The sequence below is a fragment of the Propioniciclava flava genome, assembly GCF_004126535.1.
Lineage (GTDB): Bacteria > Actinomycetota > Actinomycetes > Propionibacteriales > Propionibacteriaceae > Propioniciclava > Propioniciclava flava.
This window is the reverse complement of sequence record NZ_PPCV01000009.1, coordinates 1-12,798: the sequence shown is the minus strand read 5'-3', so window position 1 is coordinate 12,798 and position 12,798 is coordinate 1. Positions and strand designations below refer to the sequence as shown.

Genomic DNA, 12,798 nt, shown 5'->3' with positions numbered 1-12,798 from the left:
GGCCGCGACCCGACCGCATACCCCCAAGAATAGGTGCAAGGCCACACGGGGCGAAGTGGCCGCGCTCGCACCCACGTCAAGCGCGACACTCCGACGCCGGTTAGACGCCTGCAGAATCGGGGCTCCGGTCGGCCTGATCAGCCGCCTGCTCCGCCCGTCGATTGGCGATCAAACTGGTGATCGTCACGAGGGCCAAGATGCCCACGATGACCCCGAGCGAAGCCAGCGTCGGGACGGTCGGCACCCATGCCCAAACCCCGTGCGCCCAGTGCAGAACCAGCTTGACGCCGATGAAGGCCAAGATGATCGCCAGGCCGTAGCTGAGGTGGACCAGTTTCGCCAGCACCCCTTGCAGGACGAAGTAGAGGGCGCGCAAGCCGAGCAGGGCGAAAGCGTTGGTCACGAACACCAGGTAGGGGTCACCGGTGATGCCGTAGACGGCGGGCACCGAGTCGATGGCGAACATGATGTCGGTGCCAAGGATCGCGATGGTGACGACGGCCAGCGGGGTCAGGGCGCGGCGTCCGGCCTCACGGACAACCATCTTGGTGCCCTGATAGTCGTCGGTGACCGGCCAGAACCGGCGAATGACCTTGACGATCTTCAACTCGGACACGTCGGTGTCATGGCTCTCGCCTTGGGCGTCCCGCCACACCTTGACGGCGGTCGCCAGCAGGATCAGCCCGAAGAACAAGAAGGTGATGGCGAACTGCGCGATCAGCGTGGCGCCGACCGCGATAAAGATCGCGCGCAGCACCAGGGCGCCCGCCACACCGATCAGCAACACGCGTTGCTGGAGTTCCTTGGGTACGGCGAAGCCGGACAGGATCAGCATGAACACGAACAGGTTGTCGACCGAGAGCGACTTCTCCACCAGATAGCCGGTGTAGTACTCAAGCCCGATCTGACCGCCGAACTGGGCCAGCAGGTACACCCCGAAGAGGACCGGAAGGGCGATGTAGACGATCGACCAGCCGATGGCCTCCTTCATGGAGACCTCGTGGGGGCGCCGGGTGATGAGGAAGTCGAGGACGAACAAGGCGATGACGCCGCCGATGGTCCACGCCCACAGGGCGGGGGTGCCGATGGTGTCCAGCCCGGCTTCGAGCGGCAAAAAGGTCGGATGCACGGGGGCTCCTCAGATCGTGAAAGGTCGGAGGTCTCCTCCACCCGCTTGCGGGTGCTCTCGCCGGGAACGATAGGAATCGTTTGGAATGACCGACGGAGACTTGTGGAGTACTCCCCTCGACGTCGAGATTACCCAGCGCGCATCTCTCCCCGCAACCTCGTTGACCGAACAACTACCCGAGGTGTGATCGAAGCACCGCAGCGGTGACCGCCCCGGGGTCGAGAACGAGGCGGCGTAGTCGCTGAGCGTTGAGCGCGACCACGACCGTGGATGCCGACATCAGGAGTGCCCCCACGCTCATGGGGAGCACGAAGCCGATCGGGGCGAGGACGCCTGCCGCGAGCGGAACGGTGATCAGGTTGTATCCGGCCGCCCACCAGAGGTTCTGTCGCATGATGCGGTAACTCGCCTGCGATAGGCGGATCACCGACACCACCGCGCGCGGATCGTCGGCGGCCAGGATCACCCCTGCCGAACTGATGGCGACCTCGGTGCCCGCCCCAATCGCGAGGCCGACGTCGGCCTGGGCAAGCGCCGGTGCGTCATTGACGCCGTCGCCCACCATCGCCACACGTCGCCCGTGCTCGTGGAGGGCTGCGACACGTCCTGCCTTGTCGCCGGGCTTGACTCCCGCGAAGACGTGGTCAATGCCCAGGTCGGCGGCGACCGCATCAGCCACCGCCTGGGCGTCGCCGGTGACCATTCCCACCTCAACGCCCAGGCGGTGCAGGGCCGCGACGGCCTCACGGGACTCGGGACGAATCGCGTCGGCCAGGCGCAGCGCCCCGACCACCTCATGCCCCCGCAGGACGTGCAGGACGATCGAACCTTGCGCCGACCACTCGTGCGCGATGGCGCGCGCGGGGACTCCTTGGTCGCTCAGGAGGCGCGGACCGCCGACGCGCACGGTCACGCCCTCCACCTGCGCGGACACTCCGGCCGCCGGGGAAGAGGTGAAGCCCGAGGCCGCAGGAACCGTCACTCCCGACTGGGCTGCGGCGGCCACGATGGCGCGAGCGAGCGGGTGCTCGCTGTCGGCCTCGGCGGCGGCCGCCCAGGCCAGGACGTCGGTGGGGGCGATCCCCTCGGCCGGGTCGATGGCCGTCACGGTGGGGCGTCCCTGGGTGAGGGTTCCGGTCTTGTCGAACAGGACGACGTCGACGGTACGCATGGCTTCGAGGGCGAGTCGGTCTTTGATGAGGATCCCTGCGCGGGCTGCCTTCTCGGTGGACAAGGACACGACGAGGGGGATCGCCAAGCCGAGCGCGTGGGGGCAGGCGATCACCAAGACGGTGATGGCCCGTTCCAGGGCGCCGCCCGGCTGCCCGAGCGCTAGCCACACGCTGAGGGTGATGACCGCTGCGCCCAGGGCGTACCAAAACAGCCATCCTGCGGCCCGGTCGGCCAGCCGTTGCGTCCTGGACGAGGACGCCTGCGCGTCGGCCACCAATCTGCGGATCCCGGCCAGGGCGGTGTCCTCACCCACGGCCGTGATGCGCACTCGGACGCCGGAGTCGGTGGCGATCGTCCCTGCCACGACATGATCTCCGACGGTCCTGGACGCCGGAACGGACTCGCCGGTCACCATCGACTCGTCGAACGCTGCCGTACCGTCGATCACATCGCCGTCGGCGGGGACGGCCCCACCGGGGCGCACGACGACCACGTCTCCAGGGTGAAGGTCGGCCGGAGTGACCGTGACGATCCGGTCCCCCACGACGCGTTCGGCCTCGTCGGGCAGCAGTGCGGCCAGCGAATCCAGCGCAGAGGTCGTCTGAGCGAGGGAGCGCATCTCCAGCCAGTGGCCCAGCAGCATGATGACGACCAGCAAGGCCAGTTCCCACCAGAAGCTGAGGCTCTCGGCGATGATTCCCAGACGCGCCGCCCACGAGGCCAGGAACGCCGTCGTGATCGCCAGGGCGACCAACGTCATCATCCCGGGTTTACGGGAGCCCATTTCGGTGACGGCCCCCGTCAGGAACGGACGCCCTCCCCACACGTACAGGACGGTTCCCAGCGCGGGCGCCGCCCAACTGAGCCAGGCGATCGCCGGGAGCGAGTAGCCCAGCAGGTGGGCGAACATCGGGTCCAGCAGCACGGTCGGGACGGCGAGCGCGAGCATGATCCAGAACAGCCGCCGGAACAGGGCGGCATGGTGGGCCATGTGGTTCATACCTGAGCCCGGCTCCATGCTTCCCATACGCGCCACCCTAGCCCACAGGGGTGTCAGGGCAAGGAGGCCCTGACACGCGCCCGGATCAGCGCCCGAAGATCTTCGACATGAACCCCGTCGACGGCTCGTCATCGTGGCCAGCGCACCGCTGGCTAGCGGGAACGCCGCGCAGGGCCTCCTCGATGTGCTGGCCGCAGCCAGCCCAGGTCGTCTTGCCGCACTTCTTGCAGGTGACAGCTCGGCACATGTGATTCTCCTTTGAGGTCGATCGGTTGATGCGGACGCGGGCCCTTAGGCCAGCGTCAAGAAGAGCTTTTCGAGCTCCTCGGTCGTGATGCCGTCCTCGGCGAGGGCGGAGTCAGGGTCAGCGACGCAGTCCTTCATCGCGGTAGCGATGATCGCAAACCCCGCCCGATCCAGTGCGCTGCTCACGGCGGCGAGCTGGGTCACCACGTCGCGGCAGGGTTTGTGCTGCTCGACGGCGGTGATGACGGCGTCCAACTGGCCGCGGGCGCGGCGCAGCCGGTTGAGGATGCGGCGGGCGTTCTCGGGATCGTTCGTGGCCATCGGCGTGCCTTTCGGTGGGTGACGAGCGAGCAACAGGTCGGCGGCTTCAGGCTGCCACGACGATCACGTCGGCGGCGCGTTCCCCCAGGTGGGCGCGCAGCGTCAGCATCCCACCCGAGAGCGAAGCCGAGTCGAAGCCTGCCTGCACCAGGATGCGGTGGGCGATGGCGGAACGGACGCCGGACGCGCACAGGACGCGAACGGGACGGCCCGCAGCAGCCGCACGCACCTCGTCCAGTCGTTCACGCAGCAGCGTGTGGGGGATGGCCAGCGCTCCAGGGAGGGCCCCAGTGGCGACTTCTGCCGGGCCGCGCACATCAAGCAGGAGCGCCTCGGCCCGCACCGCGTCCAGGTCGTCGGCGTACCACAGGCGAAGCGTCTGGTTGAGGACGTTCTCCCCCACCATGCCGACCAGGTTGACCGCGTCCTTCGCCTGACCGTAGGGCGGCGAGTAGGACAGATCCAGGTCGATCAGGTCGGTCACGAACAGGTGGGCCCGCATCGCGGTGGCTAGCACGTCGATGCGCTTATCGACCCCGTCGGTGCCGACGGCTTGCGCACCGAGGAGGCGCCCATCGGTGGGGCTGATGTGCACGACGAGATGCATCTGCGCCGCGCCCGGGAAGTAACCGGCGTGCTGGTTGGGGTGCAGGTGAAGGGTGACGTAGTCGATCCCGGCGGCGTCCAGACCGGCCCGGTTCGCTCCGGTGAGTGCGGCGGTGAGCGAGCCCGCGCGGACGATGGCCGTGCCGAGGGGGGATGGCAGCGGGCGGGCGCTGTCGGGGCGCAGGATCGCGTCGGCGACGAGGCGTCCGGCACGGTTCGCCGGCCCCGCCAGCGCGACGGGGCGGACGGCGCCCGTCACCGCGTCCACGCTGGCGGTCGCGTCGCCGACGGCCCACACGCTGGGGAGCGAGGTGCGCCCGTGGTCGTCGATGAGTATCGCGCCGCGCTCGGTGCGCACCCCGGCGGCCTCGAAGACGGCCGTGTCGGGCCGCACGCCGACGGACAAGACGATGAGGTCGGCCGGGACCCGGCTGCCGTCGGCCAGGACGACGGCGTCGCGTCCCCCTTCTGGCTCGATGGCGGTGGCGGCGACTCCTGCCCGCACGTCGATGCCGAGCGCAGCCAATTCCGCGGTGACCAGGGTGGCCAGTTCGGATTCCAGCGGCGGCAGTACGTGCGGAGCCAGTTCGACGATGGTCACGTTGAGGCCCTGGTGGGCGAGCGCCTCGGCGGCCTCCAGCCCGATGAACCCGGCCCCCAGGACGACGGCGTCGCGGGCCCCACCCTCGACGCCGTCGCGCAGAGCGAGGGCGTCGTCAACGGTGCGCAGCGTCCGGACGCGCGGGGAGTCGATGCCGGGGATCGGCGGGACGACGGCGCGCGCCCCGGGCGCCAGCACGAGGGCGTCGTAGGCGAGTTCGACCTCCCCGTCGGGGGTGCGGACGGTGACGACCTTGCGGTCAGCGTCCAGGCCGGTGACGTCGTGGCGGGTGCGGACGTCGAGGTTGAGGGCGGCGCGTAGGGAGGTGGGCGTCTGGACGAGCAGCGCGCCGGGGTCGGTGATCTCGCCGCCGACGTAGTAGGGCAGCCCGCAGTTGGCGAATGAGACGTGCTCGCCGCGTTCGAGGACGACGATCTCGGCGGCTTCGTCGAGGCGTCGCGCGCGTGCCGCGCAGCTCATGCCGCCCGCCACGCCGCCCACAATCACGATCTTTGGTGACTCCATGCGTCGACTATACCCCTGGGGGTATACTAACGCCAGCGTTCGTGCCCGACGGGGGCCGGGCAGTCACTCCCCCGTGGCACCCGAGAGGGCGGACGGCTCGAACGGAACTACTCCCCTTCTGCTTCAGCTTCTCCGACGGCTCCCGGGTGTGTCCACGCACATCCAGATGTTTGAAGCGTCACACATGTGGAGTGCCTCGCACCGCCTGGACGCCGACATCCGTCTGTCACATGGGTACGTCACTCTGACAAGGTGACCGAACTCGATTTCACCAGCGCGGCAGACCAGGCACGACTGGTCGCCGCTGGCACCGTCTCCAGCGCGGAACTCACCGCGCACGCGCTCGACCGCATCCACCGGCTGGATCCGCGCCTCAACGCTTTCGTCGACGTCCTCGACGAGGCGGCGTTGGCTGAGGCAGCCGACCGGGACGCGACCCCCGCCTCGGAGCGTGGCCCGCTGCACGGCGTCCCGATCGCGATCAAGAACGAAAACGACGTCGCCGGGTTGCCAACCGCCTACGGTGGGGCTGCCTTCACCACACCGGCCGCGCGTGACGGCGAGATCGTGCGACGCCTGAGGGGGGCGGGCGCGGTCATCATCGGCACGACGCGGATGCCCGAGTTCGGCATCTGGCCTTACACCGAGACCAGCGCGAACGGCTACACCCGCAACCCGTGGAATCCCCTGCGTTCGACCGCCGGATCCAGCGGCGGTACGGCGGCAGCGGTCGCGTCCGGGATGGTCGCCGCGGGGATCGGCGGCGACGGTGGCGGGTCGATCCGGCTGCCGTCGTCCTGGTGTGGGTTGTTCGGGCTGAAGTGTCAGCGCGGGCGCACGTCGGCGTCCCCTGCGACACATTTGTGGCGGTCCCTGGGAGTGATCGGCCCGCTGACCCGCACCGTTGAGGACAGCGCGCTCATCTATGACGTCCTTGCTGGAAGCCTGCCCACGGACGCCTGGGTTGCCGACCCGCTGCCGCAGACGTTGACGCAGGCCTACCACTCCGACGTGCGCCCGTTGCGGATCGCCGTCACGCACCGCGGCGGCGTCCGCGGGCTGAACGCCGACGATGAAACGTTGACCGCCCTCCACGCGACGGCAGACGCGTTACGCGCCCTGGGCCACGTCGTCACCGAAACGGATCCGCCCTTCCCGACCATTGCGCTGCCCTTCACCGTCCAGGTGGCGGCGGGTGTCGCGGACGAGGCTGCGCGCGCCGATCACCCGGAACTCCTCGAACACCGGACGCGCACGCTGTTGCGGCTCACGGCACCGCTGCGCGGCAGGGTCGCGTGGGCAGAGCAGCACAGCATCGCGCTCGGACGCCGCTTCGCCGATGCGTTCTTCTCCCAGTTCGATCTGATCCTGATGCCGACCACTGCGTCCCCCGCCGTGGCGATCGGGCAGTTGGACGGCCTCGGCGCTCTCGCTGCGTCCCAACGCTCCACGAAGGAGTCCGGCTTCACCGCGATCTGGAACGTGCTCGGCAATCCGGCCGCGGCGATCCCGTCCGGGTTCTCGCGCGACGGCCTCCCGCTGAGCGTGCAACTGGTGGGCGGCCCGAACGCCGAACCGGACCTGATCCGGGTTTCGGCACAGCTGGAGCGCACCCGCCCGTGGGCCGACCGGCGGCCACCGATCTCCTGAGGCGCCACGGCTCGCTCCTCAACCACGACTTCCTCGCCCCTTGGCGAGCGGGTCTATGGCCGACGCTTCCATGCGCCGCGGGTCCTGGACGTTCACTCGAGCACGAGCGGGCAGGTAGGATCGCACCCATCGAGAGCGCCGGGACGACCCGGCGTGGCATGCCAGGGCAGGGACGACCCCGCAGAATCAGGTTCTCCCCATGCCGGCTGTTCCTCCTCCTTCTTCCACGATGCGCACGGTGCTCACCGCACCCGCTGTGGCTCGGCTCGCGCTCGGCTGGGCGGCCGTGGCCGCACTGTCGGTGGGGCACGACGCCTTCGCCGGGACGCTTTCCACGCCCGTCCTGTTCGCGGTGCTGGCCGGGATCGTGGCCGTCGTGATCGTCTGCGCGTTCGGCGTCGTCACCCAGGCCGAACACCTCGCGCATCGGCTCGGCGACCCGTACGGGACGCTGGTGCTGACACGCTGTCCATCGTCGTCATCGAGGTGGTGTTGATCTCGGCGGTGATGCTCGGCCCAGGCGACCATGCCACCATCGCCCGCAACTCCGTGATGGCCGCCACCATGATCGGGCTCTCCTTGGTGACCGGGCTGGCGCTGCTGATCGGCGGGCTTCGCCACAACGTCCTGCGTCCGAACCGGGCCGGGGTGTCGGCGTACCTGTCGCTGCTGGTGGTACTGCTGGCCGCCGCTTTCGCACTGCCCGCCACCCTCGGCATCGACGGCACCTACACCCCAAGCCAGGCCATCATCGTGGTGGCGCTTACCGTTGCGCTTTACGTGTTCTTCTTGTTCCGCCAAACCGGTGCACAAGCAGACGACTTCCGCGAGGACCGAGATGCCTCATCGCGTCAACCCGATCCAGCCCCCCAGCCGCCCTCCCGACACGCCGCGCCATCCCCGAGAGGAATGCTGCGCGAGCACGGCCCCGAGATCGCGGCCCGGGTCGGGGTGCTGTTGGCAACCGTCGTCCCGATCGTCGTGGTGTCGCACGACATGGCGGGCCTGCTCGACGATGGCCTGGGACGCCTCGGCGCCCCGGCCGCTGTGTCCGGCGTCCTGATCGCCCTGATCGTGTTCCTGCCCGAGGCAATCACAACGATCCGCGCGGCGTGGGCAGGCGAAACCCAGCGCGTCAGCAACCTCGCTCACGGAGCTTTGGTGTCCTGCGTCGGGCTGACGCTGCCGGCCGTCCTCGTGATCGGGCTGCTCACCAGGCAGAGTGTCGTGCTCGCCGAATCCCCTGCGAACCTCGCTTTGCTGGCGGTCAGTCTGCTGCTGAGTCTCACCACGTTCAGCGGTCCCCGCGTCACCGCATTGCACGGCGCCACCCACCTGGTTGTGTTCGCGCTGTACGGGCTCGCCGCGTTCGCCCCCGCCTGAGCCTCGGCCTCGTAGCGTGGATGTCGAACGCGGGCGCACGATTTGAGCGCGGCCCACGACATCAGCCAGCGTCGGGACGTTCACCGGGAGTTCGAACCGTGGGGTGGACGCTCCCGGACCAGCAGGCGCCTCGGGCCCGACCCCGCGGCCAGGTTCGAGCTGGGAGGCCTTCCGGGTAGCCGCCCCCAGCTTCGGAGTCACCTCAGGCGCGGTATCCACATCGATCCGCGCCATTTCAGCCCAGAAGCTCCGAGAGAAACCCTCCGTCTCCGCGTACAGTGCGTCCAGTCACTGAGCCGTCTCAAACTCGGTCGCGTCACACGGCACAGCATCGCCGCCGACTTCCGGAACACAGGTAGGTCGGCGACGGAGCAGCGGTGGAACGACAACCGGTGATGAGTGCCAGGCTGAGCATGACGACTCCGACCTGGATGCGCTTCACGCCAACCCTCCCGAAGACGCGTCAGCGAACGACGACGGCGTGGAGTTCCCCGACAGGCAACTCACGCGACGCGGACGCAATCAGAGGCAACGTCCCAGAGAAACCCACCGCCGACCAGTCCACCTCCCACCGGCTCGTCGCCGTGACGGTGTAGGTGCCGTTCGGTAGCGACGGCCACGAGTACGCGTACCCACAGGTGGTCGAGGGCGTGCCGGGCTTCACCGACGCCGGGTAGGCGGTCATCCGTGCGCACGTAACCCTGTTCCCGTCGCCCATATCGAACGTCGTCGAGACCCGACGAGCATTCATTCTGATGGTGATGCCGTACCCGCTCACCGAGGAGTTCATCGAAGCCGGGGTGTCAGTCCACAGCCACAGCGGATACCCAACCACCGCCATGTTCCATTCATTCGCACTCGGGTCCGGGCCGACCGACGGCGTGGGAACCGGAACCTCCAAACGAGCCACGAGGGAGCGCACCAACGTCTCCACTTCCGCCCGCGTCGGTGCAGCCGCTGAGGCCGTAGGGGCCGTGGGGGCGGCACTGGGCCCCTCATCGGGAGCTGCCTTGCACTCATTCCTCTCGACCATTCCCTTCCAACACTCCGGGATGAAGATCGACAACCTCCGAGTGGGCGTGGCGGTCACACCATCTTCTTTGGCCACACGGAGATCATTCTGCCCAGAATTGATCTTGGCTCCGGGATTACCCCCAGTGGACTTGACCTCAGGACGAGGCACCGACGTCTGCGACACGCCCGCGCCCACCTCAGCGGTCGACGCATTCGATTCCCCGGTCGCATAGCTCCTTGGTGGTGGCGCGTCCGCATCACCACCTGCCGCCACCGCTTGAGCAGCGGTCGACAAGAAAAGGGGAAAAACAAGCAGAACGGTCAGAACCACCCTCAGCATGACTCCACCCTCGCGAACTCCGAGTCAACGATCCGAAGCGGCCCAACTCCATCGGCACGGGCGAGGTAGACACGTCGATCGACCGCCCTCCCTTGCAGCGGTTCACCGCCAGCGGGATTGGCGAAAAGCGCCTGCCTGTCATCGGTGCAGACATTAAGTGCGACCACCGAGCCAGAGCGCTCCAGTCCAATGAGCCGCCTCACCCACACCAACGAAGAGTCTCCACTGAGCCTCTGATTGCCACGCATCGCGACCAGGAGTTGCTCCAAGGTCTCCCTGTAGGGGCCCGCCGTTACTGCCTCAAGTTCCGTAGTCATGTGGGGTGCTGGGTCCGAATCAACCCGCGCCATTTCTGCCCATAATCGCCGATAGACCGCCTCCGCCTCCGCGTACAGTGCATCGCGCCGTTGGGAGGCTTCAAACTCGATCGGCCCACAGGGCAACGGATCGCCGCCAGCCTCAGGAACACACTGGTACGTCGGCGAAGGAGTCGGAGTGGGCGCAACGACCGGGGAGCAACCGGCGACAAAGGACAGGCCGAGCATCAAGGCTGCAGCACGGGCGCGATTCAACGGCATGGGGGCAACACCTCCAGGGGGGTGTCATCAGTCTGGCACAGGATCCGACGGAGAGGGCACCTCGCGGGGGGTTATCCACAACCGAGTAAATGGCACCTACTTCTGTGCAGAAATGGCGCCACCACACCCCGACACACTCGCCGAACTGGGGGTGGGGGCGCTCGCTACCCTGCCGCCGCAACAGCGGAGGACGCCCTGCGACGTCTCAGCGACTCCCTCCTGGATGCGGTCGTCCAGCCCTCCGACGCCTGGGGCGTCCCGATTGACGCCAACACCACCTTCTGCTGACGCGCCTAGCGCAAGCACTTTCGCTGGCCAGCCTCTGCCCCGAGGTACATGCCGGAGTACCATTGGGAGTGATTCTCAACGAATCGGTGTCCATCGGAAGAAGGAATCACCATGCGTAACCATGAACAGTTCGCGCGTTTCGAGAAGGATCCCGGGTTCATTGCGGCCCTCGATCAAAGTGGCGGCAGCACCCCAAAGGCGTTGCGCGCCTATGGCGTCGCCGACTCCCAGTACTCCAGCGAGGCGGAGATGTTCGACATCATCCACACCGCCCGCACGCGCATCATCACTTCTCCCGTGTTCACGAGCGACCGCATCTTGGGTGCGATCCTGTTCGAGGGAACCCTCGATCGTGAGATCGACGGACGCGGGGCAGCCGACTACCTGTGGTCCGTCAAGCACATCGTCCCGTTCCTGAAGATCGACAAGGGCCTGTCCGACCGGCACGCGGACGTCCAACTCATGCGCGACATCCCCGACCTGGACGCCCTCCTCGCGCACGCCGTCGAGCGCGGCGCGTTCGGGACGAAGGAGCGTTCCGTGATTCATGGCGCGAACCGGGAGGGTATTGATGACGTGGTCGAGCAGCAGTTCGATCTCGCCCACCGCGTCCTGGACGCCGGGCTGATGCCGATCATCGAGCCGGAGGTCAGCATCGAAGCTGAGGACAAGCAGGACGCAGAACGGCGCCTCGTCCACGCGATCGTTCCCCACCTGGACCACCTCGGCGAGCAGAAGGTGGCGCTGAAGTTGACCCTGCCGACCGTGCCAGGTTTCTATGCAGACCTGATCGCTCACCCAAATGTGGCCCGCGTGGTAGCCCTATCAGGGGGTTACGACCGTGACGAGGCCAACCTGCTGCTGGCTCAGAACCCTGGACTGATCGCAAGCTTTAGCCGCGCCCTACTGGAGGGCCTGTCCGCTGACCAGGGCGACGACGAGTTCGATCGCACACTGAACACGTCCATCGAAGCCATCTATCGGGCGTCGTTGACCTAAGGCTCGCCCCTTGGGGCAAAGCGACCACACGCCCTGAGCGAACCAAGACGACCGGCGCCGGGTTGGCATCGGTACTGGCGTCCGCACCAGCCAAGCGTTGCCCTCAGAGTCTCGGGACGAGGTGGAGTAAACCCCCACGAGGCGAGGCGTTGACTGGGCCTGCCCAGCCCTCGACGGTGGGTCTGACGACCCCGGCTTAATCCGTCCTGTTCAACGAACCACGAGCGCCTGGAGTTCCCCGACCCGCAGGTCGTGGCGCCCCGCCGGGCGTGCATGGTGATCGTGACCCCGTATCCCGTGACCGTCGAGTCCATCGACGCTGGTGTGTCCGTCCACAGCCATAGCGGGTACCCGACCACTGCCATGTTCCACTCGTTCACACTCGGGTCAGGCCCCACAGAAGGGGTGGGAACCGGGATGTCCAGCCGCGCCACCAACGACCGCACCAGCGTCTCAGCCTGCTCCTTCGTCGGACGATGGGCTTGTGCTGGCTGTGACGGTTCGCCAGCGGGTTCCCCACTCGTCTCGTCGGGAATGATCCGACACTCCAACTTCTCCCGAGCCCCGTCCCAGCAGTCCGGATCGAAGAAGGACGGCTTACGTCGCACCGGCGTCAGGTTCAACTCTTGACGGGGCTGGGGCTCGCGGGCGAGGACCGTTCCTCCGCTACCGATCTTGGAGGTAGGTGGCGTGGAAGCAGGCACGACCAGGCCCACCCTCAGCATTGCTCCACCGGCATGAACTCGGAATCAACCAGGCGTAGAGCCCGCGCTTTGCGCGTCGCGCGCGAAGTAGAGCCGTCGCTGAGTGGCTCGCCCTGGGCTGACCCCGTTTCGTAGGTCCAGTCGTTATGAGAGTCGTCCTGTTGCCCGCGGTCGCGGGCAGGGAGACTGGTCAGATCATGACGAACAGCAGGAAGCGTCACACCCCGGAGCAGGTCGTCCG

General features: G+C 67.7%; 11 protein-coding genes. 4 read left to right on the top strand and 7 right to left on the bottom strand.

What is annotated here, in order from left to right; genetic code table 11:
• Positions 1–100 precede the first annotated feature (100 nt).
• The 5 genes from C1706_RS11895 to C1706_RS11880 all read right to left on the bottom strand — a co-directional run bounded on the left by C1706_RS11895 (position 101) and on the right by C1706_RS11880 (position 5,601).
• Complete coding sequence (locus tag C1706_RS11895) at positions 101–1,129, bottom strand: TerC/Alx family metal homeostasis membrane protein (protein WP_129459467.1); 1,029 nt, start codon at positions 1,127–1,129, stop codon at positions 101–103.
• 172 nt (positions 1,130–1,301) lie between these two features.
• On the bottom strand, positions 1,302–3,329 hold the full coding sequence (locus tag C1706_RS11890) for a heavy metal translocating P-type ATPase (protein ID WP_206661117.1): 2,028 nt from the start codon (positions 3,327–3,329) through the stop codon (positions 1,302–1,304).
• 58 nt (positions 3,330–3,387) lie between these two features.
• Positions 3,388–3,549 (bottom strand): DUF8730 family Cys-rich protein, encoded by a 162-nt coding sequence (locus C1706_RS14055; protein WP_164987542.1) that lies wholly within the window; start codon positions 3,547–3,549, stop codon positions 3,388–3,390.
• 44 nt (positions 3,550–3,593) lie between these two features.
• Positions 3,594–3,869, bottom strand: coding sequence for a metal-sensitive transcriptional regulator (locus C1706_RS11885; RefSeq protein ID WP_129459465.1), 276 nt, complete (start codon positions 3,867–3,869; stop codon positions 3,594–3,596).
• Positions 3,870–3,915: 46 nt separating this feature from the next.
• Positions 3,916–5,601 carry an FAD-dependent oxidoreductase gene (locus C1706_RS11880; RefSeq protein ID WP_129459464.1) on the bottom strand — a complete coding sequence of 562 codons (1,686 nt, stop codon included), beginning with the start codon at positions 5,599–5,601 and terminating at the stop codon, positions 3,916–3,918.
• A gap of 252 nt (positions 5,602–5,853) precedes the next feature.
• Here C1706_RS11880 and C1706_RS11875 point away from each other — a divergent pair, with 252 nt between their 5' ends.
• The 3 genes from C1706_RS11875 (at position 5,854) to C1706_RS11870 (ending at position 8,634) form a co-directional block, all read left to right on the top strand.
• A complete protein-coding gene (locus tag C1706_RS11875) occupies positions 5,854–7,251 on the top strand; it encodes an amidase (protein WP_129459463.1) in 1,398 nt (465 codons plus the stop codon).
• Positions 7,252–7,489: 238 nt separating this feature from the next.
• Complete coding sequence (locus tag C1706_RS14390; RefSeq protein WP_206661116.1) at positions 7,490–7,747, top strand: hypothetical protein; 258 nt, start codon at positions 7,490–7,492, stop codon at positions 7,745–7,747.
• Complete coding sequence (locus C1706_RS11870) at positions 7,738–8,634, top strand: calcium:cation antiporter (protein ID WP_206661115.1); 897 nt, start codon at positions 7,738–7,740, stop codon at positions 8,632–8,634. Before C1706_RS14390 ends, C1706_RS11870 begins: the two co-directional genes overlap by 10 nt.
• 463 nt (positions 8,635–9,097) lie before the next feature.
• Here C1706_RS11870 and C1706_RS11865 read toward each other — a convergent pair whose 3' ends face one another.
• On the bottom strand, positions 9,098–9,475 hold the full coding sequence (locus C1706_RS11865; RefSeq protein ID WP_129459462.1) for a hypothetical protein: 378 nt from the start codon (positions 9,473–9,475) through the stop codon (positions 9,098–9,100).
• A 1,490-nt stretch (positions 9,476–10,965) separates the two neighbouring features.
• Between C1706_RS11865 and C1706_RS11860 the strand changes: the two genes are divergently transcribed.
• Positions 10,966–11,853: a fructose bisphosphate aldolase gene (locus C1706_RS11860; protein ID WP_129459461.1), complete on the top strand. Its 888-nt coding sequence runs from the start codon at positions 10,966–10,968 to the stop codon at positions 11,851–11,853.
• 718 nt (positions 11,854–12,571) lie between these two features.
• On the opposite strand, the gene C1706_RS14385 is transcribed toward C1706_RS11860, so the two are convergent.
• Positions 12,572–12,798, bottom strand: a 227-nt coding sequence (locus C1706_RS14385; RefSeq protein WP_206661114.1) for a hypothetical protein, incomplete at its 5' end; no start/stop codon positions are given.

Bases quoted from the DNA above. Each gene is read 5' to 3' on its own strand.
- C1706_RS11890 (WP_206661117.1), bottom strand. From the start codon at position 3,329: ATGGGAAGCATGGAGCCGGGCTCAGGTATGAACCACATGGCCCACCAT.
- C1706_RS14055 (WP_164987542.1), bottom strand. From the start codon at position 3,549: ATGTGCCGAGCTGTCACCTGCAAGAAGTGCGGCAAGACGACCTGGGCT.
- C1706_RS11885 (WP_129459465.1), bottom strand. From the start codon at position 3,869: ATGGCCACGAACGATCCCGAGAACGCCCGCCGCATCCTCAACCGGCTG.
- C1706_RS11880 (WP_129459464.1), bottom strand. From the start codon at position 5,601: ATGGAGTCACCAAAGATCGTGATTGTGGGCGGCGTGGCGGGCGGCATG.
- C1706_RS11865 (WP_129459462.1), bottom strand. From the start codon at position 9,475: ATGGCGGTGGTTGGGTATCCGCTGTGGCTGTGGACTGACACCCCGGCT.
- C1706_RS11860 (WP_129459461.1), top strand. From the start codon at position 10,966: ATGCGTAACCATGAACAGTTCGCGCGTTTCGAGAAGGATCCCGGGTTC.